This is a genomic window from Pseudomonas sp. PS01297, from assembly GCF_029959305.1.
GTDB classification, from domain to species: domain Bacteria; phylum Pseudomonadota; class Gammaproteobacteria; order Pseudomonadales; family Pseudomonadaceae; genus Aquipseudomonas; species Aquipseudomonas helleri.
The window spans coordinates 25863-51919 of the sequence record NZ_JASCPQ010000017.1 but is presented as its reverse complement, the minus strand read 5'-3'; the positions used below and the strand labels follow the sequence as shown (position 1 = coordinate 51919).

Annotated in this window: 24 protein-coding genes and 3 tRNA genes; 17 read left to right on the top strand and 10 right to left on the bottom strand. The window is 57.5% G+C overall.

What is annotated here, in order from left to right; genetic code table 11:
• Window positions 1-65: 65 nt before the first annotated feature.
• The 4 genes from QMX84_RS08090 to QMX84_RS08075 all read left to right on the top strand — a co-directional run bounded on the left by QMX84_RS08090 (window position 66) and on the right by QMX84_RS08075 (window position 4790).
• A complete protein-coding gene (locus QMX84_RS08090) occupies window positions 66-419 on the top strand; it encodes an MGMT family protein (RefSeq protein WP_048369620.1) in 354 nt (117 codons plus the stop codon).
• Between the two features lie 42 nt (window positions 420-461).
• On the top strand, window positions 462-2009 hold the full coding sequence (locus tag QMX84_RS08085) for an AmpG family muropeptide MFS transporter (protein ID WP_048386660.1): 1548 nt from the start codon (window positions 462-464) through the stop codon (window positions 2007-2009).
• A 100-nt stretch (window positions 2010-2109) separates the two neighbouring features.
• Entirely contained in the window at window positions 2110-3825 is a 1716-nt protein-coding gene (locus QMX84_RS08080) for a proline--tRNA ligase (RefSeq protein WP_282363541.1), read from the top strand.
• Between the two features lie 17 nt (window positions 3826-3842).
• A complete protein-coding gene (locus tag QMX84_RS08075; protein ID WP_153335521.1) occupies window positions 3843-4790 on the top strand; it encodes a hypothetical protein in 948 nt (315 codons plus the stop codon).
• Between the two features lie 7 nt (window positions 4791-4797).
• On the opposite strand, the gene dinB is transcribed toward QMX84_RS08075, so the two are convergent.
• A complete protein-coding gene (dinB, locus tag QMX84_RS08070; RefSeq protein ID WP_262123676.1) occupies window positions 4798-5874 on the bottom strand; it encodes a DNA polymerase IV in 1077 nt (358 codons plus the stop codon).
• Between the two features lie 279 nt (window positions 5875-6153).
• On the opposite strand from dinB, the gene QMX84_RS08065 reads away from it, so the two are divergent.
• From QMX84_RS08065 to QMX84_RS08045, 5 genes are all read left to right on the top strand, one after another.
• Window positions 6154-6230 (top strand) — tRNA-Met (locus tag QMX84_RS08065).
• A gap of 307 nt (window positions 6231-6537) precedes the next feature.
• Window positions 6538-6614: transfer RNA gene (locus tag QMX84_RS08060), tRNA-Met, on the top strand.
• A gap of 160 nt (window positions 6615-6774) precedes the next feature.
• Window positions 6775-6851 (top strand) — tRNA-Met (locus tag QMX84_RS08055).
• Between the two features lie 257 nt (window positions 6852-7108).
• Window positions 7109-9751, top strand: a complete 2643-nt coding sequence (gene mprF / locus QMX84_RS08050) for a bifunctional lysylphosphatidylglycerol flippase/synthetase MprF (RefSeq protein ID WP_048386654.1) — start codon at window positions 7109-7111, stop codon at window positions 9749-9751.
• Window positions 9751-11031 (top strand): AcvB/VirJ family lysyl-phosphatidylglycerol hydrolase, encoded by a 1281-nt coding sequence (locus tag QMX84_RS08045; RefSeq protein ID WP_123751957.1) that lies wholly within the window; start codon window positions 9751-9753, stop codon window positions 11029-11031. Before mprF ends, QMX84_RS08045 begins: the two co-directional genes overlap by 1 nt.
• Window positions 11032-11136: 105 nt before the next feature.
• On the opposite strand, the gene QMX84_RS08040 is transcribed toward QMX84_RS08045, so the two are convergent.
• Complete coding sequence (locus QMX84_RS08040; protein ID WP_048369602.1) at window positions 11137-13038, bottom strand: potassium transporter Kup; 1902 nt, start codon at window positions 13036-13038, stop codon at window positions 11137-11139.
• 309 nt (window positions 13039-13347) lie between these two features.
• Here QMX84_RS08040 and rimO point away from each other — a divergent pair, with 309 nt between their 5' ends.
• The 5 genes from rimO (at window position 13348) to tsaA (ending at window position 17299) form a co-directional block, all read left to right on the top strand.
• Window positions 13348-14685, top strand: coding sequence for a 30S ribosomal protein S12 methylthiotransferase RimO (gene rimO, locus QMX84_RS08035; RefSeq protein WP_123751956.1), 1338 nt, complete (start codon window positions 13348-13350; stop codon window positions 14683-14685).
• 104 nt (window positions 14686-14789) lie between these two features.
• Window positions 14790-15263, top strand: a complete 474-nt coding sequence (locus QMX84_RS08030) for a GNAT family N-acetyltransferase (protein ID WP_153433705.1) — start codon at window positions 14790-14792, stop codon at window positions 15261-15263.
• Between the two features lie 71 nt (window positions 15264-15334).
• Window positions 15335-16045 carry an rRNA pseudouridine synthase gene (locus tag QMX84_RS08025; protein ID WP_123751954.1) on the top strand — a complete coding sequence of 237 codons (711 nt, stop codon included), beginning with the start codon at window positions 15335-15337 and terminating at the stop codon, window positions 16043-16045.
• Window positions 16046-16120: 75 nt separating this feature from the next.
• Window positions 16121-16582 (top strand): DUF1456 family protein, encoded by a 462-nt coding sequence (locus QMX84_RS08020; RefSeq protein WP_048386571.1) that lies wholly within the window; start codon window positions 16121-16123, stop codon window positions 16580-16582.
• A gap of 15 nt (window positions 16583-16597) precedes the next feature.
• Entirely contained in the window at window positions 16598-17299 is a 702-nt protein-coding gene (tsaA, locus tag QMX84_RS08015) for a tRNA (N6-threonylcarbamoyladenosine(37)-N6)-methyltransferase TrmO (RefSeq protein ID WP_282363540.1), read from the top strand.
• Window positions 17300-17412: 113 nt separating this feature from the next.
• On the opposite strand, the gene fpr is transcribed toward tsaA, so the two are convergent.
• On the bottom strand, window positions 17413-18192 hold the full coding sequence (fpr, locus tag QMX84_RS08010) for a ferredoxin-NADP reductase (RefSeq protein ID WP_048369522.1): 780 nt from the start codon (window positions 18190-18192) through the stop codon (window positions 17413-17415).
• A gap of 117 nt (window positions 18193-18309) precedes the next feature.
• On the opposite strand from fpr, the gene QMX84_RS08005 reads away from it, so the two are divergent.
• Window positions 18310-19236, top strand: a complete 927-nt coding sequence (locus tag QMX84_RS08005; protein ID WP_048369520.1) for a LysR family transcriptional regulator — start codon at window positions 18310-18312, stop codon at window positions 19234-19236.
• On the opposite strand, the gene QMX84_RS08000 is transcribed toward QMX84_RS08005, so the two are convergent.
• The 3 genes from QMX84_RS08000 to QMX84_RS07990 form a co-directional block, all read right to left on the bottom strand.
• On the bottom strand, window positions 19233-19595 hold the full coding sequence (locus QMX84_RS08000) for a diacylglycerol kinase (RefSeq protein WP_048369518.1): 363 nt from the start codon (window positions 19593-19595) through the stop codon (window positions 19233-19235). The genes QMX84_RS08005 and QMX84_RS08000 overlap by 4 nt on opposite strands.
• 74 nt (window positions 19596-19669) lie before the next feature.
• Window positions 19670-20320 carry a response regulator transcription factor ErdR gene (gene erdR, locus QMX84_RS07995; RefSeq protein ID WP_282363539.1) on the bottom strand — a complete coding sequence of 217 codons (651 nt, stop codon included), beginning with the start codon at window positions 20318-20320 and terminating at the stop codon, window positions 19670-19672.
• A gap of 301 nt (window positions 20321-20621) precedes the next feature.
• On the bottom strand, window positions 20622-21368 hold the full coding sequence (locus QMX84_RS07990; RefSeq protein ID WP_123751968.1) for a tRNA-uridine aminocarboxypropyltransferase: 747 nt from the start codon (window positions 21366-21368) through the stop codon (window positions 20622-20624).
• Between the two features lie 229 nt (window positions 21369-21597).
• Here QMX84_RS07990 and QMX84_RS07985 point away from each other — a divergent pair, with 229 nt between their 5' ends.
• Together QMX84_RS07985 and QMX84_RS07980 are read left to right on the top strand one after the other, a co-directional pair.
• On the top strand, window positions 21598-22008 hold the full coding sequence (locus tag QMX84_RS07985; RefSeq protein WP_262126232.1) for a quorum-sensing-regulated virulence factor family protein: 411 nt from the start codon (window positions 21598-21600) through the stop codon (window positions 22006-22008).
• 198 nt (window positions 22009-22206) lie between these two features.
• Entirely contained in the window at window positions 22207-23316 is a 1110-nt protein-coding gene (locus QMX84_RS07980; RefSeq protein ID WP_262126233.1) for a TIGR00730 family Rossman fold protein, read from the top strand.
• Window positions 23317-23394: 78 nt separating this feature from the next.
• Here the strand turns inward: QMX84_RS07980 and recX are convergent, their stop codons facing one another.
• The 4 genes from recX to QMX84_RS07960 form a co-directional block, all read right to left on the bottom strand.
• Complete coding sequence (gene recX / locus QMX84_RS07975) at window positions 23395-23862, bottom strand: recombination regulator RecX (protein ID WP_153335688.1); 468 nt, start codon at window positions 23860-23862, stop codon at window positions 23395-23397.
• Between the two features lie 8 nt (window positions 23863-23870).
• On the bottom strand, window positions 23871-24983 hold the full coding sequence (gene recA / locus QMX84_RS07970) for a recombinase RecA (RefSeq protein ID WP_153335689.1): 1113 nt from the start codon (window positions 24981-24983) through the stop codon (window positions 23871-23873).
• 84 nt (window positions 24984-25067) lie between these two features.
• A complete protein-coding gene (locus QMX84_RS07965; protein WP_048369506.1) occupies window positions 25068-25568 on the bottom strand; it encodes a CinA family protein in 501 nt (166 codons plus the stop codon).
• Between the two features lie 77 nt (window positions 25569-25645).
• On the bottom strand, window positions 25646-25987 hold the full coding sequence (locus tag QMX84_RS07960; protein ID WP_262126235.1) for a phage holin family protein: 342 nt from the start codon (window positions 25985-25987) through the stop codon (window positions 25646-25648).
• Between the last annotated feature and the right edge of the window lie 70 nt (window positions 25988-26057).

Sequence of the window (26057 nt, the reverse complement as noted above, 5' to 3'; positions counted from 1 at the left end):
GTGTAGTTCCTTTGCTATCGCGCGCGACGGAAACGTCTTATTTATAACTCCACGGTTTTCGCCCCATGAACTCACCCGACAGTGCATCGCCATCGCCTGCCGAGCTTCGACGAACGGCCCTGTACTCGACCTTGATGCAAGTGCCCGATGGCAAAGTCGTCACCTATGGCCAGCTTGCCGAGCTGGCAGGCCTGGGCCGAGCCGCCCGCTGGGTCGGCCGCACGCTAAGCCAGCTCCCCGAAGACACCCGCCTGCCCTGGCATCGGGTGTTGGCCGCAGGCGGCAGGATCAGTTTGCCTGCGGGCAGCCCTAGCGGTGATGAACAACGAGCGCGTCTGCGCGGCGAAGGATTAAGCATTGTTAATAATCGTGTGGATATACGACGCCATGGCTGGCGCCCGATAGAGCACTGCGGTTAGAGTGCGCCCTTTGTTTCCGCAATCAGAGGCAGACTCGAGTCCATGCCCCGTAAAACCTGGCGCGAAGCGCTAGCTGCCTATTCCAGCCCCTCAACCCTTGTGCTGTTGTTGCTCGGTTTCGCCGCCGGTTTGCCGTACATGCTGGTGTTTTCAACGCTGTCTGTGTGGTTGCGCGAAGCAGGTGTGGCCCGCGAAACCATCGGCTATGCCAGCCTGATCGGCCTGGCTTATGCCTTTAAATGGGTGTGGTCGCCGCTGCTCGACCAATGGCGCCTGCCATTGCTCGGCAAGCTGGGCAGACGCCGCTCGTGGCTGGTGCTGTCACAGACGCTGGTGATCCTGGGCTTGATCGGCATGGGCTTTTGCGACCCGCAAAAGCACTTGTCATGGCTGATTGCGATTGCCGTTATCGTGTCATTTGCCTCCGCCACCCAAGACATCGCGATCGACGCTTACCGCCTGGAAATTGCCGACGACAGCCGCCAGGCCGCCCTCGCCGCCAGTTACATGTCCGGTTACCGCGTAGCCGCCCTGCTGGCAACGGCCGGGGCACTATTTTTTGCTGAGGGCTTCGGCTCAACCGGCTTCAACTATAAGCATTCGGCCTGGACCGGCACTTATGTGCTGTTCGGCGTGCTGATGATCCCCGCGTTGCTGACCACCTTTTTCATGCGCGAACCACCGGTCACCCTGCGCACTCAGCTGTCGGTGGGCCGCTATAGCTTCGTCCATCAACTGGCCTCGGTGTTCGTGCTGATCGTGCTGCTGGTGTCGGTGCCGGCGATGTTCACCCAGCTGTACAACACCAACTTTGCGGGCGTGCTGTTTGAAGGCATGAGCCCCATGACGCTGCTGATGGAAGACCGCGCGTTTCTGCGCGCCATCCTTTATATCCTGCTGACCGGTTTGTGCCTGTCCACCATGGGGCGACGCGGGCTCGCCCCCGTCTTGACGCCGGTTAACGACTTTATTGTGCGTTATCGCTGGCAGGCGCTTTTGCTGCTTGGGCTGATTGCTACCTATCGCATGTCTGACACGGTCATGGGTGTGATGGCCAACGTGTTTTACATCGACCAGGGCTTTACCAAGGACCAGATCGCTGGTGTCAGCAAGATTTTCGGCCTGTTCATGACCCTGTTCGGTGCAGGCATGGGCGGGCTGCTGATTGTACGTTTCGGCATTTTGCCGATCCTGTTGATTGGCGGGGCCGCATCCGCCGCGACCAACCTGCTGTTTATGCTGCTGGCCGACATGGGCCCGAATCTGCAGATGCTGATTGTCACGATTTCACTCGACAACTTCAGCTCCGGCCTCGCCACCTCAGCCTTTGTTGCCTACCTGTCGAGCCTGACCAACCTCAAGTTCTCTGCCACCCAATACGCATTGCTCAGCTCGATCATGCTGCTGCTTCCGCGTTTGATGGGCGGCTACTCCGGGGTCATGGTCGAGAAGTTCGGTTATCACAACTTCTTTATCATCACCGCCATCATGGGCATCCCGACCCTGCTGCTGATCAGCCTGCACTGGTATCAGGAAACCCGTAAAGCCCGTCTGAACCCCACAGTAGACCTCGACAAACGCGCCGATTGAACGGAGGGAGCCTGCCTCCCTCCCCCGGTCTGTACGCAATCAAATCTCGCCCGTACAATGGCCAGTCAAATTTAGTCATCAGCAACGGCAACGACTACCCATGCGCACCAGTCAATATTTGCTCGCCACACAGAAAGAAACGCCTTCGGACGCGGTCGTTATCAGCCATCAGCTGATGCTGCGCGCCGGCATGATTCGCAAACTGGCCTCGGGCCTGTACACCTGGCTGCCCATGGGCTTGCGGATCATGCGCAAGGCCGAAGCCATTGTTCGCGAAGAAATGAACGCTGCTGGCGCTCTGGAAGTGCTGATGCCGAGCATTCAACCGGCTGAACTGTGGCAAGAGTCCGGTCGCTGGGAAGAGTACGGCCCGGAGCTGCTGCGCCTTAAAGATCGCCACGGTCGCGAGTTCTGCGTGGGCCCGACCCACGAAGAAGTCATCACCGATCTGTGCCGCAACGAGCTGAACAGCTACAAGCAGTTGCCGATCAACCTGTACCAGATCCAGACCAAGTTCCGTGACGAAATCCGCCCGCGCTTCGGCTTGATGCGTGGCCGCGAGTTCATCATGAAGGACGCCTATTCGTTCCACGCCGACCAGGCATCGCTGCAGGTCACTTATGACCGCATGCACCAGGCCTACTGCAACGTGTTCACTCGCTTGGGTCTGAAGTTCCGCCCGGTAGAAGCGGACAACGGCTCCATCGGTGGCGCGGGCTCCCACGAATTCCACGTACTGGCTGAGTCCGGCGAAGACGATATCGTGTTCAGCAATGGCTCCGAATACGCAGCCAACATCGAAAAGGCCGAAGCTGTTCCAGCCGAAACCTCCCGTGCGCCAGCGTCTGAAGAACTGCGCCTGGTCGATACGCCTGACGCCAAGACCATTGTTCAATTGGTAGAAGGCCACAACCTGCCAATCGAAAAAACCGTCAAGACCCTGATCGTTCACGCCGCTGAAGAAGGCAAGCTGATCGCCCTGGTGATCCGTGGCGACCACGATCTCAACGAAATCAAGGCGGGCAACCATCCGCTGGTGGCCAGCCCACTGACCATGGCTTCGGACGCTGATCTGCGTGACGCCATCGGCGCTGGCGCGGGTTCCCTGGGCCCGCTGAACCTGCCACTGCCTTGCATCATCGACCGCTCGGTCGAGCTGATGAGCGACTTTGCGGTCGGCGCCAACATCGACGACAAGCACTACTTCGGCGTGAACTGGGAGCGTGACTTGCCTGTACCTACCGTTGCCGACCTGCGCAACGTGGTCGCTGGCGACCCAAGCCCGGACGGTAAAGGCACGCTGGAAATCAAACGCGGCATCGAAGTGGGCCACATCTTCCAGCTGGGCACCAAGTACAGCGAAGCGATGAAGTGCCAGGTACTGGGCGAAAACGGCAAGCCTGTAACCCTGACCATGGGTTGCTACGGCATTGGCGTTTCTCGCGTGGTGGCGGCTGCCATCGAGCAGAACAACGACGAGCGCGGCATTATCTGGAGCGATGCCCTGGCACCGTTCCAGATCGCCCTCGTGCCGCTGCGTTACGAAACTGACGCCGTGCGTGAAGCCACCGACGCGCTGTATGCACAGTTGACCGCCGCAGGCTTTGAAGTACTGCTGGATGACCGTGACAAAAAGACCAGCCCGGGCATCAAGTTCGCAGACATGGAACTGATCGGTATTCCGCACCGGATCGTCGTCAGTGACCGCGGTCTGGCCGAAGGCAACCTGGAATACAAGAGCCGCACCGAAGCAGAGCCACAAGCCCTGCCCGTTGCTGACGCCCTGGCTTTCCTTCAGGCACGTATCCGTCGCTGAACCCACATAGAGACGTCATGTTCAATCGAAGTACCTTGACGGGCGCCGCCATATGCGGCGCCCTGTTGTTGAGCGGCTGCGCCAATCACATGTCACAACGCAGCGAGCATGAAGAGCGCATTGAGCGCAAACTGCTCGCCCACACCCTGCACATTGACGTCGGTTCGCCGGCGGCCATGGAGTTGCCGCAACGCCGTGTGCGCATCAATGAACAAAAGACCTTTGAGGTCACTGAGTTCGATGTCACCCGTCATTACGACCGCTACACCCCCTACCAACCCTGGCGCAAAATCTATGAGATGCCGCTGGGCGCGGTCGCGGTTGTGGCGGGTGTCGGGGCCAATGTGCTGAACGTGTTCATGTTCGGGCAATTGCCTGACAGCGTGACCAAAGACTGGATCACTTACGGCGTCGACGGCCTCAACCCGGCGATGAACGTGCAATCTCACGGCCGCGCCGAGCAGAACCTGGCCGGCATCGAAGAGATCCAGCGAGACAAGCGCATGGAATACTCAAGCTTGCCGTGGGCAGAACGCCCGGTCATCGTCAGTGCGGGCAAGCAAAGCCATGAAATGACCACGGACCGTAACGGTGTGTTGCGCCTCAATTTGCTCGACAGCCCGTTTGCCGAACAAGACTTGAATCGCGTGAGCAAATTGACCATCACGGTCGAAGATGCTCAGGACGAAGCGCATTCCGACTCAACCCTGTCGATCAGCAGTAATTTGCGTGGCAAGTTGCTCGAAGCGCACAACTTGATCTACGACGACCTTGAGGGTGACGACGTCAACCAATGGGTGCATCGGGTCAAGCGCTTGTCAGAACTAGGCCTTGAAGAAGAAGCCAGCGAGCTGGAGCAAAGCCTGATTGAACTGACGCGCAACGACCCTGAGTTGCAGCGTGAGTTTTTGCAGTCGCTGACCAAGAACGCCGGTCGACTGGTGGCGGACCCCGGGGTTAGCTAAAGCGCCTCTACGGGTGCCTGGCGAACAACTCCAGTTGCTCATGCCCGGAGCTCAAATCATGTAAACGCACGCCAAGCCCCAACAATCGGACGGGCTTGGCACCGCGTGCAAACGCCTGACTCATCAACCCCTGATAACTCTCAAGATCGCGCCCCGCTCCGGACTGCTCCAGGGTGGTTTGGGTAAAGTCGTGGAATTTGACTTTGACGAAGGGCTTGCCGGGGCGATAGCTGCTGTCGATTCTGGCGATACGCCCGTTCAAGGTGTCGAGAAGTTCGGGCAGTTTGTCCAGGCACGCGGCCAGATCCGGCAAATCCGTGTCGTAGGTGTTTTCGACACTGACAGACTGGCGTCGGCTATCGCTTTGCACCAAGCGCTCATCAATCCCGCGCGCCAGCCCCCATAAACGCTCGCCAAAACTGCCAAATTCACGCACTAACGCCAACTTGTTCCAGTCACGCAGGTCATGACAGGTCTCAATACCCAAGCGCCCTAACTTGTCCGCTGTCACCTTGCCCACACCGTGCAGCTTGTTGACCGGCAGCGCCGAGACAAAGTCTTCGACCTGATCAGGGGTGATCACAAACAAACCGTTGGGTTTTCTCCAGTCACTGGCGATCTTCGCCAGGAACTTGTTCGGCGCTACCCCCGCCGAAACGGTGATGTGCAATTGATTCGATACCCGACGTCGAATGTCCTGAGCAATACGCGTGGCGCTGCCACCGAAATGCGGGCTGTCAGAGACATCCAGATACGCCTCGTCCAACGACAACGGCTCAATGAGTTCGGTGTAATCGCGCAAAATGCCGTGGATTTCTTTCGACGCTTCTTTATAAGCGTCCATTCGGCCATTCACGATGATCAGGTCCGGGCACAGCTTGAGTGCATGCCGGGACGCCATCGCCGAACGCACGCCATACGCACGCGCTTCATAGTTACACGTCGAGATCACGCCGCGCCGGTCTGCCGAACCGCCGACCGCCATGGGCTTGTTCGCCAGGCTCGGGTTATCGCGCATCTCAATAGCGGCATAGAAACAGTCACAGTCGACGTGGATGATTTTGCGCTGCGTTATGTCAGGCATGGTTCTTCAAGGTGTAGGTAAAACAGAACGCCAGTATGTCACCGAGAACTGTATATAGCACCAGTAGTGTTTGGTAAGCCGACAAATGCGGCGCTATCAGCCTTGCCTTTGTTTTTGTGATCCGACTGAAAATTATCTAATAACGCCACACCCCTTGTCCTACAGGGGCTGTAGCCAATTAAACAACCCTGTTTAATGCCTAACCAATTGAAGCAGAAGACTTTTTTTGAAATTAACGTTTGACAGTACAGCGTATCGCTGTAGAATCCGCCCCACAGACGCGGGATGGAGCAGTCTGGTAGCTCGTCGGGCTCATAACCCGAAGGTCGTCGGTTCAAATCCGGCTCCCGCAACCAAACATCGAAAAAGGCTACTCGAAAGAGTGGCCTTTTTTGTGCGCGTAGGTTTTATGCACCAAACCCCGTAGGAGCAGCCGCCCCGTCTTCGACGCCGCGCTGTCGCGCAGCAAACAGGCCACCGAATATTTTCAGCATCCCCCAATCGGTTCCCTCTCCTTCGGGAGAGGGCTAGGGTGAGGGGGCTCTTAGATCAAGATCAAAAGATCGCGAGGCAAGCTCGCTCCTACAGCTAACCACTTATTTAGCCCATTTATGCATTAAAGGTTGACTCACTCGCTCATCACTGTAGAGTGCGCACCACAGACGCGGGATGGAGCAGTCTGGTAGCTCGTCGGGCTCATAACCCGAAGGTCGTCGGTTCAAATCCGGCTCCCGCAACCAAACATTAAAAGGCTGCTCGAAAGAGTGGCCTTTTTTGTGCCTGAGTGTTTTTCACCCTCCCCCTTTGTCGGGAGAAAGGGATTAAAACCGGACAATTCAATCGCTTAGGCGATTTAAGGTTGACAACTCAGCGCGCCTCTGTAGAATGCGCCCACACAGACGCGGGATGGAGCAGTCTGGTAGCTCGTCGGGCTCATAACCCGAAGGTCGTCGGTTCAAATCCGGCTCCCGCAACCAAACATCGAAAAAGGCTACTCGAAAGAGTGGCCTTTTTTGTGCGTGATCAAAAAGTATTTCTCTCCAGTGATTAAAGGTTCTGTCATCTATCTGAAGATTCGCTCGTCTATGCTGAGCGGCAGCAATTACCTTTTTTTCACATGCCAAACCTGAACATCAGGCAAACAGTTGAAAGTATTTTGAAATATTTTGACCAAAAGGATTGGTAACTTGAGTCTATGCCTCCATCCTATCGCGCACGATTCACGAGGTGATTGATGCCCGATAACTCGCCAGAACTTAAAGAACCCGCTTCAGCAGCCCACCCGATTGCAGCCAAACGCCTGCATTTACTGGACCTGTTGAGCAAGTACCGCCAACCTATTGGACTCGCACTCACCCTGCTTCTGTTTGCCATAGCCCTGATTGCCTGCCGCCATCTGCTCAGCGAACTCGACCTTTACGCCTTGCACGACTCCATCATGGACGTCCCCAGGCCCGCCCTGCTCGGCGCCGTGGCTGCAACGGCTGTCGGCTTTGTGATTTTGCTTGGGTACGAGTGGTCTGCCAGTCGCTATGCCGGCGTCAAACTGCCACCCAAAACCCTGGCACTGGGCGGGTTTACCGCCTTTGCCATTGGCAATGCCATTGGCCTGTCGCTCTTGTCCGGCGGCTCTGTGCGCTATCGTTTGTACGCACGCCATGGCGTAGGTGCCTCCGAAGTCGCGCACATGACGCTGTTCGCCAGCTTGTCGTTGGGCTGCGCTTTGCCACCGCTTGCCGCCCTGGCAACCCTAAGCAACCTGCCTGCCGCTTCCGCTGCCCTGCATATTCCGGTTTACATCCTGGCGGCCATTTCAGTCGCCGTGCTGTTGTTGTTTGGCTTGCTGGCGCTGGGCATTTATCGCCGTCGCCTGCCCGAGCAACCCATCCCGGACAACCTGCTGGTCAAAGCGGGGCGCCGCACCCTGCGCCTGCCAAGTGCACGACTGACCCTGCTGCAACTGGTGATTACCGCGCTGGACGTCGCCGCTGCGGCCACGGTGCTGTATTTGCTGCTTCCCGAAGCGCCGCCGTTTGGCGCCTTCATGCTGGTTTACTTACTGGCGCTGGCCGCCGGTGTACTCAGCCACGTGCCGGGCGGTGTCGGGGTTTTTGAAGCGATTTTGCTGGCCGCCTTCGCCGACAAACTCGGCGCCGCACCGTTGGCCGCCGCGCTGCTGCTGTATCGCTTGATCTACGTGATCTTGCCGCTGCTGCTTGCCTGCCTGATGCTACTGATCAATGAAGCCCAACGCCTGATTCAGACACGCCAAAGCTTGCGCGTGGCCTCCGGCCTTGCTGCGCCGATTCTGGCGGTATTGGTATTCATGTCGGGCGTGGTTCTGCTGTTTTCCGGGGCTACTCCGGAAATCGATACCCGCCTTGAGCACATCGGCTTTCTGATCCCTCACCGCCTGATTGACGCCTCGCACTTCGGTGCCAGCTTGATCGGCGTGCTCTGCCTGCTGCTGGCCCAAGGCCTGCGTCGTCGACTGTCGGCGGCCTGGATGCTGACCACGATCCTGTTGTTGGTCGGCGCTGTACTGTCTCTGCTTAAAGGCTTCGACTGGGAAGAGGCGTGCATTCTGGTCCTGACCGCAAGCTTACTGGGCCTGTTCCGCCGCTCGTTCTATCGCCCGAGCCGTCTGACCGAGCTGCCGTTTTCACCGCTTTATCTGGTAGCCAGTGCCTGTGTACTTGGCGCTTCGGTGTGGTTGCTGCTGTTTGCCTATCAGGATGTGCCATACAGCCATCAACTGTGGTGGCAATTCACCCTCGACTCGGATGCCCCACGCGGCCTGCGCTCACTGATGGGCGCGGCGGTGCTGCTGGTGATCGTGGCCCTGACCTGGTTGCTGCGCACGGCGCGCCCTACCATCCACTTGCCGGATGCCAGTGAACTGGAACGCGCCGAGAAGATCTTGCTGGCTTCAGACCAGCCAGATGGCGGCCTGGCCCTGACCGGCGACAAAGCCTTGCTGTTCCACCCGGACGACAGCGCGTTCTTGATGTACGCCCGCCGCGGCCGCAGCCTGGTTGCGCTGTATGACCCCATCGGCCCTGCGCAACAGCGCGCCGAGCTGATCTGGCAGTTCCGTGACTTGTGCGACACCTTCCACGCCCGCCCCGTGTTTTATCAAGTGCGCGCCGAGAACCTGCCGTTCTATATGGACATCGGCCTGACCGCGATCAAATTGGGCGAAGAAGCCCGGGTTGACCTGCACCGCTTTGATCTCGACGCCAAGGGCAAAGAGATGAAAGACCTGCGCTACACCTGGAACCGCGGCACCCGCGACGGCCTGTCGCTGGAGATCCACGAACCGGGCGAAGCGCCGATGGATGAGCTGAAGGTTATTTCTGATGCGTGGCTGACCGGCAAGAATGTCCGGGAAAAAGGCTTCTCGCTCGGACGCTTCAGCGAGGATTACATCAAGCACTTCCGCGTTGCCATCATCCGTTTTGAAGGCAAGCCCGTGGCCTTTGCCAACTTGCTTGAGACTCACAGCCATGAGCTGTCGAGCCTCGACTTGATGCGCGCCCACCCGCAAGCGCCGAAACTGACCATGGAGTACATGATGGTCGGCCTGATTCAGCATTATAAAAAGCATGGATACGCCCGTTTTAGCCTGGGAATGGTCCCATTGTCTGGCCTCCAACCCCGTCGTGGCGCGCCATTGACTCAGCGTCTAGGGTCAATGTTGTTCCAGCGCGGTGAGCACCTGTACAACTTCCAGGGTTTGCGCCGCTTTAAAGACAAATTCCAGCCCGACTGGGAACCTCGTTATATGGCCGTGCCTGCCGGACTTGACCCGCTGGTAGCGCTGGCTGATACCGCCGCCCTGATTGCAGGCGGCTTGACTGGATTGGTGAAACGTTAATGAAACATCGTTCCTGGCGTTTTTTGCTGTTAATTCTGGTGATACTGGCTGCGCTGGCAGCCGGCGGCTATTGGTTCTGGAATCGCCCGGCCCCCGAGCCGACGGTTGAGCACCTGAGCCAAGCCGATGGCTCGACCCTGACCAAAGTGACACCTGGCCAGACCGCGCGCGCCCAAGTGGTGATTGCAACACCGGCCGAAGAGGCTCTGACCGACGCTCAACTTTCGGCGCTGAGCCGTGGCGGCAAAGCGCAATTGGTACAGGTCATTCTGCCCAAGGAAGACTGCACCCTGCAGCAGCAAGCCCTGCAAACGGCACTGCAACAGTTGAAAGGCCCGCCTACGCTGGTTAGCGGCATCGGCCCGGGCGCAACCCTGGCCTGGCGCTGGCTGGCCGAGCAAACCAACGACAAGGCCCAAGCCGTGTCGGTGGGTTTTGCGCTTGAACAACCGGGCTGCACGTTGCCCATGCCTAAATCTGCCGCACACGGCAGTTGGCTGGTGGCCTGGAACGACAACCCTGACGACCCTAGCGCTGCTTTCGTACGTGATCAGCCGAACGCTCAGACCAGCATCAGCGACTATGACATTCACTTCCCTCAGGTATTGAGCAACGAACTGCGCAAGATTCTGGTCGGCGACAACAACGGCGGGCTGAACATGCCTGTGGTTGAAGTGCCTGCAGGCCAGCAAAACAGCACAGTGACGCTGTTCCTGTCGGGTGATGGCGGCTGGCGCGACCTGGACCGTGACGTGGCCGGCGAGATGGCCAAGATCGGTTATCCGGTGGTCGGTATCGACATGTTGCGTTACTACTGGCAGCACAAGACCCCGGAACAAAGCGCCACCGACCTGACTGAACTGATGCAGCACTACCGTCAAAAGTGGGGCACCCAGCGCTTTGTTCTGGTCGGCTACTCATTTGGTGCAGACGTTCTGCCGGCCACGTTCAACCGCCTGCCTGAAGCCGAACAGAAACGCGTAGACGCGATTATTCTGCTGGCCTTCGCCCGCAGTGGCAGCTTTGAGATTCACGTTGACGGCTGGCTCGGCAAAGCAGGCGCTGAAGCCGATACCGGCGAAGAGATGTCCAAGCTGCCAGCCAACAAAGTGGTGTGCATCTATGGCGCCGAAGAGACAGACGAAAGCGGCTGCACGGCCAAAACAACAGTAGGCGAAAGCGTCAAGTTGCCAGGCGGTCACCACTTTGACGAAAACTACCCGGCCTTGGCCCAACGCCTGGTAGACATGATCAAGAAGCACCAGGCTACTGCCCCGTAACACACGCAACCCCGGTAGGAGCGAGCTTGCCTCGCGATCTTTTGATCTTGAAAGATCGCGAGACAAGCTCGCTCCTACCGTGTTTTAACATCGCTACAGCACTGGCTACATCTCGACCTGGGTTCCCAGTTCGATCACCCGGTTTACCGGCAGGTTAAAGAATCGCAAGTTGCTGTTGGCGTTCTTCAACATGAAGGCAAACAACCCTTCCCGCCAACGCGCCATACCCACCAGCTTGGAAGCAATGACCGTCTCGCGGCTCAGGAAGTAGGTCGTGCGCATCGGGCTGAAGTCCAGCTCGTCGAGATGGCACAGTTTGAGCGCCTCTGGCACGTCGGTTTCATCCATAAAGCCAAAGTGCAGGATGACCCGGAAGAACCCCTCACCGTAAGCATCTACTTCAAACCGCCGCTGCGCAGGCACGCGCGGGGTGTCTTCGTTGACCACGGTGAGCAAGACCACTTGCTCATGCAGTACCTGGTTGTGCAGCAGGTTATGCAACAGCGCGTGCGGCACTGCGTCCGGCCGGGCGGTCAGGAACACCGCTGTACCTTGCACCCGATGCGGCGGCTGAACACGGATGCTGCTGATAAACAGCGGCAGCGGCAACGCGCTTTCATCCAGGCGATCAACCAGCAATTGTTTGCCGCGCCGCCAGGTGGTCATCAGGATAAACAGCACGATCCCCGCCAATACCGGGAAGGCGCCGCCCTGGACGATTTTCGGCACGTTGGCGGCGAAGAACAGGCCGTCAACCAGCAGAAAGCCGACCAACACCGGTACCGCCAACACAGGTGGCCACTTCCACAGCATGAGCATGACCGCCGACACCAAAATACTGGTGATCAACATGGTCCCGGTCACGGCCACACCGTAGGCCGACGCCAGGGCGCCCGATGACTCAAAGCCCAACACCAGCAAAATAACCCCGACCATCAATGACCAGTTCACCGCGCCGATGTAGATCTGCCCCTGCTCGGCACTGGAGGTGTGCTGAATGTGCATGCGCGGGATGTAGCCCAGTTGAATGGCCTGACGAGTCAACGAGAAGGCCCCGGAAATCACCGCCTGAGAGGCAATAACGGTGGCCAGCGTGGCCAGCCCTACCAGAGGGATCAACGCCCAGCTCGGCGCCAGCAGGTAGAACGGGTTACGCGCTGCTTCCGGGTTTTCCAGAAGCAGAGCCCCTTGGCCGAAGTAATTGAGCACCAGCGCAGGCAGCACCAGGATGAACCAGGCGCGAGCAATCGGCTTGCGTCCAAAGTGGCCCATGTCGGCGTACAACGCTTCAGCACCGGTCAACGCCAGCACCACCGCGCCCAGAATCGCCACCCCCATGCCCGGGTGCGAGACAAAGAAACGCACGCCCCACACCGGGTTCAGCGCGTTAAGCACCTCCGGGTGCTGAGCGATGCCATGAATCCCCAGGCCACCGAGTACCACAAACCACAGCACCATGATCGGCCCGAACAGCTTGCCGAGTGTGGCCGTGCCGCGGCGCTGAATTAAAAACAGCGCGATCAGCACAATCAGCGCCAGCGGCACGACCCAGCGATCCAACCCGGCAAACGCCAGCTCCAGACCTTCAACCGCCGACAACACGGAAATGGCCGGGGTAATCATGCTGTCGCCATAGAACAGCGAAGCGCCAATCAACCCCAGAATTACCAGCACCGTGCGCAACTTGGGATAAGGCGAGGCCGCGCGGCGCGCCAGCGCAGTAAGGGCCATGATCCCGCCCTCGCCTTCGTTGTCGGCGCGCAGGATAAACAGCACGTACTTGATCGAGACCACCCAGATCAGCGACCACAGGATCAACGCCAAAATGCCGAAGACACCATCGTGGTTAACCTGTACGCCATACCCGCCGGTAAACACCTCTTTAAGGGTGTACAGCGGGCTGGTACCGATATCGCCATATACCACGCCAACCGCGGCAACCAGCATTCCGATAGGTTTTGCCTTTGAGTGACCGTCTTCTGTTGCCGGACTACTGACATGCCCCATTAACCACTCCTACGACTTTGGACCGTGTTTCTTAATGGCGAGCGCCGCATTTGGTGTGCAGCATGCTCTGATTTTCTGACTGTAAGCCACGACTTTTACCTACGAAATCAGCTTCGTTAAAAAGCGGGTTTCGCAACGGCGCGCAGCATAGCGCAGCACTCGTCGTAAATCCCCGTATAACGCTGGTCAAGTGCGTTCACCATAGCTAAAATTGCGCACTTTTTTTGATCAGAGGCGCGCAAACTCCAAGCGCCCGTTCGTCGTGCAGCCTTTACGGGCATGTAACGTCACTACATACCGAGGTTCGCCATGTCCACCGTTACCACGCCAGCCAACCCTAAGGTTGGCTTTGTTTCCTTGGGTTGCCCGAAAGCGCTGGTCGACTCCGAGCGCATCCTTACGCAACTGCGTATGGAAGGCTACGACGTTGTTTCCACCTACCAGGACGCCGACGTTGTGGTGGTCAACACCTGCGGCTTTATCGACAGCGCCAAGGCCGAGTCGCTGGAAGTCATCGGCGAAGCCATCAAGGAAAACGGCAAGGTCATCGTGACCGGCTGCATGGGCGTCGAAGAAGGCAACATCCGTGACGTGCACCCAAGCGTGCTCGCCGTGACCGGCCCTCAGCAGTACGAGCAAGTGGTCAACGCGGTTCACGAAGTGGTGCCGCCCCGTCAGGACCACAATCCGCTGATCGACCTGGTGCCGCCACAAGGCATCAAACTGACACCGCGCCATTACGCGTACCTGAAGATTTCTGAAGGCTGTAACCATAGCTGCAGCTTCTGCATCATCCCTTCGATGCGCGGCAAATTGGTCAGCCGCCCGGTGGGCGATGTGCTGGACGAAGCTCAGCGCCTGGTTAAAGCCGGGGTTAAAGAGCTGCTGGTGATCTCTCAGGACACCAGCGCCTACGGCGTCGACGTCAAATACCGCACCGGTTTCTGGAACGGCGCGCCGGTCAAGACCCGCATGACCGAACTGTGCGAAGCCTTGAGCACACTGGGTGTTTGGGTTCGCCTGCATTACGTGTACCCGTACCCGCACGTTGACGAATTGATCCCGTTGATGGCGGCCGGCAAGATCCTGCCGTACCTGGACATCCCGTTCCAGCACGCCAGCCCTAAAGTACTCAAGGCCATGAAACGTCCGGCCTTTGAAGACAAGACCCTGGCCCGCATCAAAAACTGGCGCGAGATCTGCCCGGAACTGATCATCCGTTCGACCTTCATCGTCGGCTTCCCTGGCGAAACCGAAGAAGACTTCCAGTACCTGCTGGACTGGCTGACCGAAGCGCAACTGGACCGCGTAGGTTGCTTCCAGTACTCGCCCGTTGAAGGCGCACCGGCCAACCTGCTGGACGCTGCCATCGTACCGGACGACGTCAAACAGGACCGTTGGGAGCGCTTTATGGCGCACCAGCAAGCTATCAGCGCGGCACGCCTGCAACTGAAGATCGGCAAGGAAATTGAAGTCCTGATCGACGAAGTTGACGAGCAAGGCGCTGTTGGCCGCTGCTTCTTCGACGCCCCGGAAATCGACGGCAACGTGTTTATCGCCACCGAGAAAGACATCAAGCCGGGCGACAAGATCATGTGCCGTGTGACCGACGCCGACGAGTACGACTTGTGGGCTGAAGCGTTGTAATCCACACGCTGCGCTTAAAAAAAGCCCTGCCGCACATGCGCCAGGGCTTTTTTTACGGCTATTGTTAGGAGGCTCCTCAATCATCAGTGTCGGAGACACGCACGATGAAACAACAATGGGCCATCCAAACGCCACGTCTCAGAGATTTCGAAGCATTAACCGAGGTGTGGGAAGCGTCCGTTCGAGCCACCCATGATTTTTTACCCGACAGTTACATTGTCTTGCTGCGCCAACTGGTCATCAGCCAGTACCTGGACGCGGTGATGCTGATTTGCTGTAAAGACCCTTCCAGCAAGCGCATTGCAGGCTTCGCCGGGGTTGCCGCCGGTAAAGTAGAAATGCTCTTCATCCACCCTGACTACCGCGGCCAAGGCGTCGGCAAGTGCCTGCTTCTGTTCGCCATCAACGAGCTGAATGCCGAGAGGCTGGACGTCAATGAGCAAAACCCGCAAGCCATTGGCTTTTACTTCAAACAGGGTTTTGAGGTGGTCGGGCGCTGCGAAAACGACGGACTGGGCCAGCCTTATCCGTTGCTGCACCTGCGCTACAAACGCCAAAAGCCACTGGCGCGCAGTTAAGGCAAATGTTGCCGGGCTTAACCGGCGCCAGGCGGGTACAATAGCCGCCCAATTCCATTACGGCCCCTGTCATGTCTGAACCGATACGTCTCTCCAAACGCCTCATCGAACTCGTCGGCTGCTCGCGCCGTGAGGCCGAACTGTTCATTGAAGGTGGCTGGGTCACGGTAGATGGCGAAGTCATCGACGAACCGCAATTCAAGGTCGACCAGCAAAAGGTCGAACTTGATCCGCACGCCAAGGCCACGGCTCCAGAGCCTGTGACCCTGCTGCTCAACGCACCGGCGGGCCTGGACACTGACAGCGCCATGCAACTGCTCAGCCCTCAAACCCTGAGCGAAGAGCACCGCTTCGGCAAGCGCCCGCTTAAAGGTCACTTTCTGCGTTTGAGTGTGGGCAACGAGCTGCAAGCCAACGCCAGCGGCTTGCTGGTGTTTACTCAGGACTGGAAAATCGTCCGCAAACTGACCGCCGATGCCAGCAAGATCGAGCAGGAGTACGTGGTCGAAGTGTCGGGCGAGATGGCTCCCCATGGTCTCAACCGACTCAACCACGGCCTGACCTACAAAGGTCGCGAGCTGCCTGCGGTCAAGGCCAGTTGGCAGAGTGAAAACCGCCTACGCTTTGCCATGAAGAACCCGCAACCGGGCGTGATTGCATTGTTCTGCCAGGCTGTAGGCCTCACCGTTATTTCGATTCGCCGGATTCGTATTGGCGGCGTCTCGATGGGCAAGTTGCCCGTTGGCCAATGGCGCTACATGACGGCCAAAGAAAAGTTCTAAACACGGCCACGCCCACCTATTTCGACACCGCAGCCTTGCCTGCGGTGCTCACTGCTGATTATCAGGATTACCCACATGATTCATAACGACGTACTGCGCAGCGTGCGCTACATGCTAGACATCAGCGACAACAAAGTTGTCGAGATCATCAAACTGGGCGGTTTGGACGTCACCAAAGCTGACATCGAAACCTACCTCAAAAAAGACGAAGAAGAAGGCTTTGTTCGCTGCCCGGACAACGTCATGGCGCACTTTCTTGATGGCCTGGTGATCTTCAAGCGCGGCAAGGACGACAGCCGTCCAGCGCAGCCGGTTGAACTGCCTGTGACCAACAACATCATCCTGAAAAAACTGCGCGTGGCGTTCGAACTCAAAGAGGACGACATGCACGCGATCCTCAAGTCGGTTGACTTCCCGGTGTCCAAACCAGAACTGAGCGCCCTGTTCCGCAAATTCGGCCACAACAACTACCGCACCTGTGGCGATCAGTTGCTGCGTAACTTCCTGAAGGGGCTAACCCTGCGGGTTCGTGGCTGATACGGCGACAAACACATGACTTACACCGTCTCGCCTGTCGGCTTTTTGCGCTCCTGTTTCAAGGAGAAGTTCGCCATTCCGCGACAACCCCAACTGGCACCCGCTGCCCGGGGTGTTCTGGAGCTGGTTGCGCCCTTTGACCAAGGCGATGCCGTGCAAGGTCTGGAGCAGGTCAGTCATGTCTGGCTGTTGTTTGTGTTTCACCAGGCGCTAGAAGACAAGCCCCGGCTCAAGGTGCGCCCGCCACGCCTGGGCGGCAATAAGTCCATGGGGGTGTTTGCCACCCGTGCGACTCACCGGCCCAATGGCATCGGCCAGTCGGTGGTCAAACTGGATAAGGTCGAAGCCGGTCGCTTGCACATTTCGGGCATTGACCTGCTCGACGGGACGCCGATTCTCGATATCAAGCCGTATGTGCCCTACGCCGACATTATCAGCAGTGCGAGCAACAGCATGGCCAGCGCGGCGCCGGTGCTGATCCCCGTGCAATGGGCTGACTCAGCGCTGCACGAGGCGCACGCCCATGGGTTGCGCTTGCAGGAACCGTTGGTGGCGCTGATTGAGCAATGCCTGGCGCAAGACCCACGCCCGGCTTACCAAACGCCGACTGCCGAGCGTGAATACGGTGCGCAGTTCTGGGATCTGGATGTGCGCTGGCATTATCCGGAGCCGGGGGTGATTCGTGTGCTTGAGGTTGTTTTAGCCAGCAAAGGTTAAGCACCAGGATCAAGGGATCGCGAGGCGAGCTCGCGCCTACAGATCCTGTCTTCGCGGACAATAAAAAGCCCGCGCTACCTTGGGGTAGCGCGGGCTTTTTTGTGCAGCGGCGCTTACTTCTCGACGAAGGCACGCTCGATCAGGTAATCACCCGGCTCACGCATACGTGGCGAGACGGTCAGGCCGAAGCTGTTCAGCACTTCGCTGGTTTCGTCGAGCATGCTTGGGCTACCGCACAGCATGGCACGGTCGTCCTGCGGGTTGATCGGCGGCAGGCCGATGTCGCTGAACAGTTTGCCGCTGCGCATCAGGTCAGTCAGACGGCCCTGGTTTTCAAACGGCTCACGGGTCACGGTTGGGTAGTAGATCAGCTTGTCACGCAGCGCTTCACCGAAGAACTCGTTCTGCGGCAGGTGCTCGGTGATGAACTCGCGGTACGCAACCTCGTTGACGTAACGCACGCCATGGCACAGGATCACTTTTTCGAAACGCTCGTAGGTTTCCGGGTCCTGAATCACGCTCATGAAAGGAGCCAGGCCAGTGCCCGTGCTCAGCAGGTACAGATGCTTGCCAGGCTTCAAGTCATCCAGCACCAGCGTACCCGTAGGTTTCTTGCTGATGATGATCTCGTCGCCTTCTTTCAAATGCTGCAACTGGGAGGTCAACGGACCATCCGGCACCTTGATGCTGAAGAACTCCAGATGCTCTTCCCAGTTCGGGCTGGCAATGGAGTAGGCGCGCATAAGCGGACGGCCATTGGGCTGTTGCAGGCCGATCATCACGAACTGACCGTTCTCAAAGCGCAGGCCCGGATCACGGGTGCACTTGAAACTGAAAAGGGTGTCGTTCCAGTGGTGAACACTGAGGACACGTTCGTGGTTCATGTTGCTCATGTACGGGGCTCCTAAATTCGCCAGCGCTGACTATGAGCGCAATTGCACAGCATTCTAATGGCGACGACAATATCTGTTAACTGAATTATTAAGATAAGGGTTATCGGTTATATCGATATGCGATTTACTCTCAGACAACTCCAGGTGTTCGTTACCGTCGCCCAACAAGAGAGCGTGTCCCGTGCGGCAGGCTTGTTGGCCCTTTCACAATCGGCAGCCAGTACCTCAATCACCGAACTGGAGCGCCAGACCAGTTGCCAACTGTTCGACCGCGCGGGCAAGCGCTTAAGCCTCAACGCCCTGGGTCGGCAGTTATTGCCACAGGCCGTCGCCTTGCTGGACCAGGCCAAGGAAATCGAAGACCTGCTCAACGGCAAGTCCGGCTTTGGCTCACTGACCGTCGGCGCGACCCTGACGATTGGCAATTACTTGGCGACCTTGCTGATCGGCAGCTTCATGCAGGCTCACCCGGAAAGCCAAGTCAAACTGATTGTCCAAAACACGGCTCATATCGTGCAACAAGTTGCTCACTATGAAATTGATCTGGGTCTAATCGAAGGCGACTGCAGCCACCCGGACATCGACGTTCAGAGCTGGGTTGAAGACGAGCTGGTGGTCTTTTGCGCCCCTCAACACCCACTGGCCGCCCGTGGGCATGCCACCCTCGAAGAACTCACCCGCGAAGCCTGGATTTTACGTGAACAAGGTTCGGGCACGCGCCTCACGTTCGATCAAGCCATGCGCCATCATCAAAGCGCGCTTAACATTCGCCTGGAGCTGGAACACACCGAAGCGATCAAGCGGGCCGTTGAGTCCGGCTTGGGCATCGGCTGTATCTCGCGCCTGGCACTGCGTGATGCTTTTCGTCGCGGCAGCCTGGTGGCGGTCGAAACCCCTGACCTGGATCTGGCGCGGCAGTTTTTCTTTATCTGGCACAAGAAGAAGTATCAAACCTCCGCCATGCGCGAGTTTTTGGAGCTGTGCCGCGCCTTTACCGCCGGGGTTCAGCGCAGCGACGAAATTGTTCTGCCTGCAATCGCTTAAAGCAGAATCACCGCCCACACCACGGCAATCAGGGTCAGCACCACGAACTGTGCGGCGCTGCCCATGTCCTTGGCGTTCTTTGACAGCGGGTGCAAATCGAGGGAAATTCGATCGATCGCCGCTTCAATGGCCGAGTTAAGCAGCTCGACAATCAACGCCAACAGGCATACCGCTATCAGCAATGCTCGCTCGACCCGGCTGACATCCAGGAGGAACGTCAGCGGGATCAGCACCACATTGAGCAACACCAATTGGCGAAATGCCGCCTCACCAGTAAAGGCTGCACGCAAACCGTCCAGCGAGTAACCGCCAGCATTCAAAATCCGTTTAAATCCGGTTTTACCCTTGAAAGGCGACATAGATAGGCAACTGCGTAAAAAATGAGTGGAAAAACTAAATCAGGCCGCGTCAAAAATGCGTGAAGTTTGACAGTTTAATGGCTCGATATAGATTCGAGTTGTTGCAGCAGCAGTGCGGCTTGAGTGCGGGTACGCACCCCCAATTTGCGGAAAATCGCCGTCACGTGCGCCTTGATCGTCGCTTCCGAAACGCTTAACTCGTAAGCGATCTGCTTATTCAACAACCCCTCGCAGACCATGGTCAACACCCGGAACTGTTGAGGTGTCAGGCTGGCCAAGCCTTCGCTGGCCGCTTTGGCTTCTGCCGAAACCGGCACTTCTTCAAAGGCTTGGGGCGGCCAGGAAACATCGCCATCCAGTACCGTGCGCACAGCGGTTTGAATGGCTTCCATTGAACTGGATTTAGGAATAAAGCCACTGGCGCCAAACTCTCGCGAGCGCACCATGACCGAGGCTTCTTCTTGAGCAGACACCATCACTACCGGGATTTGCGGGTACTGACCGCGCAACAACACCAACCCGGAGAAACCGTAAGCACCTGGCATGTTCAAGTCGAGCAGCACCAGATCCCAATCGGCCTTTATCGCCAGCTGTTTTTCCAGCTCGGCAATACTGGCGACCTCGACCAAGCGAACATCAGAACCCAATCCCAGAGCAACGGCCTGGTGCAAGGCACTGCGAAACAACGGATGGTCATCAGCAATCAGGATTTCGTATGTGGCCATTGTTTAAATGATCCTGTTTTTCAGGCGGGCCCGGTTTAAAGCCAGAACCCGCTAAGGCAACTCGAGCAACAGTCTGAAAACTGTGCATCAAAGGGCAAGATTTACGCTAGAAGTTAGAACTTATAAGCGTTTGAGCAGCATCTGCCGCCGAATCGGCGCCAAGCATGCCCAGCCAAAACGGTAGGGTCAAGCGTAAAACCTGACACCGAGGTCCAGTAACAGCCATTACTGCGCCAGCATTCAAGTGGAATGGAGCCAGCCGCTTATTTCGCTTCGAAAATTGTAGCGCTACTTCTTTAGTCTATTGAGCCCGGATCTGAGAAAGGTCTTTTACAAAAAAGCCCAGTTCTTGATGCGCTGTACTCGACTCATTCACCGGCAACTGGTTTTTGGCATCTAGGTAATGCTGGCTGAACACATCAAAGTACGCATCCAGGGCAGCCGATGCTTGCGTATCGCCAGCCAGATCAAGGCACAAACTGGCCACTTCGGCGGTACACAAATGCTCACTGCGTGTTGAACGGCGCAACCGGTAGCGTGAGAGCTTTTCAGGCAAAAGGCTCAGGATCGGCAAGCCATCCAGATACGGGCTTTTGCGAAAGATCTTGCGCGCTTCAGTCCAGGTCGCATCCAGCAGGATAAACAGCGGCCGCTTGCTGCTGTCGACTTCGACGGTGTGGGTGACTCGCTCAGCTGCCACATACTCGCCGGGAAACACCAGATAAGGCTGCCACTGCGGGTCAGCCAACAACGCCAGCAGGTCTTTATCGGTTTCAGTACGCGACCAGATAAAAGCGAAGTTGTCGCTGACCACGTCCGCGATCAACCAGCCGGTATTACTCGGCTTGAACACTTCCTTTTTAGTCATGAGCAGGCAGACGCCCGCGCGCGTATTGACCTTTGGCCGCCACCGGCACAAGCAATGGCTTTCGATCACACGGCAGGTATGGCAACGCGGTGCACGTGAGCCACGCGCCAAATAAGGTTTAGTGCTCTCCTCTTCACGCTCGTCTCGCAAACGGGCCACAGCGTTAGGGGAAAAGGTCATCAAGGTCATGGGTTTTTACTTACGCCAGCAACCGCTGATTCGCCACGGTTTGGCGCAGAAGCGGATTCAATAGAGAAAGGCGCGCAGTCTACCAGAGGCCGCAGGCCTGCATGCCAAACCATGACCACGGGCATTTCCTGACACACAATGCTGACCTATACTCCTGCGCCACTGAACGCACAGATCGATGGTGGGTCAAAGCCTGCGTCACGTACATCAGGAGAGTTTCATGTTGCGCACTATTATTCCAACCGTAGCCTTAATGCTGGCACTGCCTTTGGGCGCGCAAGCGGCCTCTCTTGCAGAATTCAATCTGAACAAGTCCCTGCAAGCGACTGCAGAAGCCAGCAACGTTGGGAAACCACGGGCTATCAGCCCCGATTTGCTGGATAAAGGCTTCACGGTTGATGGCACCGTACTGATCAACAATCTGGAAGCCAGCCCGAACATGGCCGCCAAAATGCGTTCTGCTCCCGAGTTGGCCGTCCCGCAGCTAGGCCGTAGCGTTTGCAGCGACCCCAATTTCCGCAAACTGTTGGCTCGTGGTGCCACCATGCGCTTCGACATCCGGGAATACGGCAATAACAAATCGGTACTGACCCAAGACATCCGCGCCGATAACTGCAAGCGCAAAGGCTGATCCCGCGTCTACCGCACGCCGTTGCTAACAATGGCGTGCACCCTCTTCCTCTCCAATTCTTCATTTACATCAGCCAATTAGCGGTTGCCAGCGCCAACAAGTCAGGACCATTATCAAGGCATGATGGTGACACGCTGTGTCTTGGGGCCTGCCCCCATGTCCGGCGTGTTCAAGGATGTTGTGTTGAAGGAGAAATGCATGCCCGATCAATCCAGTGACTCCCTTCCCCTGTATTTCGAGGGCCAGGGCCTTGACCTTGCTCAACACGTGGACGCGCAGCTGCAGCTTGTCGCACCCGACAGCCCCAACCGGCCGCTGTATCGCGAAATGTTGTTCACTGTTTTGCGCATGGCCCACGATGATCTTGATCGCTGGAACGCCAAGATCATGTTGCAAGCTGTTCGCGAGCTGGAAAAAACCTTCCGTGTGCTGCAATCCTTCAAAGGCCGCCGAAAAGTCACGGTCTTCGGATCGGCACGCACGCCGGTAGAACACCCCCTGTATGCACTGGCCCGTGAAGTGGGTGCGACACTGGCACGCGCCGACATGATGGTCATTACCGGAGGCGGTGCCGGCATCATGGGGGCTGCCCATGAAGGCGCGGGGCTTGAACACAGCCTTGGGTTCAATATCACCCTGCCTTTTGAACAGCGCGCCAACCCGACGATCAATGGCTCAGCCAATCTGTTGGCCTTCCACTTCTTCTTCACCCGCAAGCTGTTTTTCATCAAGGAAGCAGACGCGCTGGTCATGTGCCCTGGTGGCTTTGGCACGCTGGATGAAGCACTGGAAGTGTTGACGCTGATTCAAACCGGCAAGTCTCCCTTGGTGCCCATCGTGTTGCTGGACATGCCGGGCGGTACCTATTGGAAAAGTGCGCTGGAGTTCGTCCACAACGAGTTGGAAGCCAATCAGTACATTCTGCCTAACGACCTGAAACTGATGCGCTTTGCCTACAGTGCCGAAGAGGCATTGGCTGAGATCAATCAGTTTTATAACAACTTCCATTCAACCCGCTGGCTGAATAAAACGTTCGTTGTGCGCATGAAGTACCCGCTCAATGTGCACGCGCTCGCGCATATCCAAAAAGCATTCGCCGATATCTGCTTGAGCAATGGGTTTTGTCAGTCGCCGGATGACGGCATAGATCATGACGCGTCACTCAACTTATACCGTTTGAGCTTTGCATTCAGCGGGCGTAATCAGGGGCGTTTGCGGGAGTTGGTCGACTTTATTAATCTGCCGCAGCACTGGGAAATGACCGACATGGCAGCCACATCGGCAGAGTGTGAGTCGCTGGCGGACTAGTCTGATGTAACAAGGATTAAAAAATCGGGGGCCGCTTCGCGCCCCATCGCAGCCTTCGGCAGCGGCTACAGGTAGTCGCTAGTCGTCGAATTCTCGGCCGCTTAATACGCGACCAATCATGTCCATCGTATAACCGCGATAACTCAAGAAGCGGCCTTGGCGGGCACGCTCTTTCGCATCTTCGGGCAACTTGCCTGCAAACTTGCGACGCCAGGTGTCTTCCAACTGTTCTTGCCAGTTAAAGCCACTTTCGCGTAATGCTTCTTCAATATCGCCACGCGACAAACCGCGCTGTCCAAGTTCTTCGCGAATACGCAAAGGGCCATAGCCAGAGCCTGCACGGTAATTGATATAGCTTTCGAGGTAACGCGACTCCGACAACAGCCCCTCTTCCGTTAAACGGTCGAGGGCGATGTCGATCATGTCGGGGCAAGCTCCGCGCTGACGCAATTTGCGCATCAGTTCGACTCGACCATGCTCGCGTCGCGCGAGCAGGTCCATTGCAGCTCGTCGCACCGCGACGAGGTTATCCAAAACGACAGTCATGAGTTCTATCAGTTATCGTTTTCTGCAGAGTTCTCGAGCTCGATTTCTGCCGCTTCTGCTTCTTCAGCCGCCACTTTGGCAGCCTTGCTCAGTTTGGGCATGACCTTCAGCTCGGCCAGTTCGCTGTCAGTTTTTGGGCCCAACAGCTTGGCACGCAGTTGTTTCTCGAGGGCGTCCTTGATGTCCGGGTTATCGTCCAGGAACTTGGCGGAGTTCGCCTTGCCCTGACCAATTTTGTTGCCGTTATAGCTGTACCAGGCGCCCGCTTTTTCAACGAAGCCGTGCAATACGCCCAGGTCGATCATCTCACCGTTGAGGTAGATGCCCTTGCCGTACAGAATCTGGAACTCGGCCTGACGGAATGGCGGTGCCACTTTGTTCTTGACCACTTTGACGCGGGTCTCGCTACCGACGACCACATCGCCTTCTTTCACGGCACCCGTACGACGGATGTCCAGACGAACAGACGAGTAGAACTTCAGGGCGTTACCACCGGTAGTGGTTTCCGGGCTACCGAACATTACGCCGATCTTCATACGGATCTGGTTGATGAAGATCACCAAGCAGTTTGCGTTTTTGATGTTACCGGTGATTTTACGCAGTGCTTGCGACATCAAACGGGCTTGCAGGCCCACGTGTGCGTCGCCCATGTCGCCTTCAATTTCAGCTTTAGGGGTCAGCGCGGCCACGGAGTCGATGATGATAACGTCAACAGCGTTGGAACGCACCAGCATGTCGGTGATTTCCAGTGCCTGCTCGCCTGTATCGGGCTGGGAAACCAGCAGGTCATCGACGTTCACACCCAGCTTGCCTGCATACTCAGGGTCCAGCGCGTGCTCGGCGTCAACGAAGGCACAGGTTGCACCCGCTTTTTGCGCTTGTGCAATCACAGACAACGTCAGGGTGGTTTTACCCGAGGACTCTGGACCGTAGATTTCAACAATACGGCCTTTTGGCAGACCGCCGATGCCCAGCGCGATGTCCAAACCCAGCGAACCTGTAGAGATAGCAGGGATTGGCTGGCGATCTTGATCGCCCATCAACATGACGGCGCCTTTGCCGAATTGACGTTCGATCTGACCCAGGGCCGCAGCCAAGGCTTTCTTCTTGTTGTCGTCCATTAAAGTCCTCTCAAAATCAATAAGGCCATGACGGCCGATAACTGTATAAGTAGCCAGTATTATTCCACAGGGTTAAACGATCGCCTACCCCTGATTTTCTATTTCTCGTACCGTTCGGCGTATTAGGCCTTCCAGCGCCGCAATAACGGTTTGTCGGCGGACCTCATCGCGGTCGCCCGGGAAGTGCCTGCACTCGGCCGTCACCTCGTCACCAACGCCCCACGCCAACCAGACCGTGCCTACCGGTTTCTCTGGCGAACCGCCGCCAGGGCCAGCGACGCCACTGACGGCGACAGCAAAGCGTGCATCACTGTGCGCCTGCGCGCCGCGTACCATCGCCTCGACCACTTCGCGGCTGACGGCTCCAACCTGAGTAAACAGCGCCTGCGGCACATCAAGCTGCCGGGTCTTTTGCTGATTGGAATAGGTCACAAACCCCGCCTCGAACCAGGCAGAACTGCCGGCGATTCGGGTGATGGCTTCTGCAATGCCCCCGCCCGTGCACGACTCGGCGGTTGTGACGTGAGCGTTAAGAGTCTGTAGATGGCGCCCAAGTTCAGCTGCCAGTTGAGAGAGTGGGTCCATGAGGTTCTCCTGTGGGTACGCCCAAGCGCCATAACCTACACGAGCCGGTGAGCGTTGCAAGGCGATGCCGCCCAAGCCTAGCGTTCGCTGCGCGAATCCGGCGCTGCAGTGTCGACCCCCAGGCGCTTGGCGGCCCAACGCTGATACACGCTAATTGCAGCATCGGCCCCCGCCAGCGCGGTCAGGCAACCAAAGGCGCCAGCCGCCAGAATCGACATCCCGGCGGCGTACAGCAACATAAAGGTGGAAACACCACACACCATGCAGGCACCGGAACGCAACGCCAGCCGCCGGACCAGCAGCCAGCCGCTGGCACCTTCTTTATCTGCGCGCCACATCTCGCCAAAGATGCCGCCCACCAAAGCGAGAAGGATGACCAGCAGCAGCGGCATATCCTGCAATATTTGCGGCTCATTCATCGTGCCATCACTCCTGAATCCTTACTGATAAAAGCCAGTGTCTGGCCTGAGCTGAACAGCGGGCGCGCTG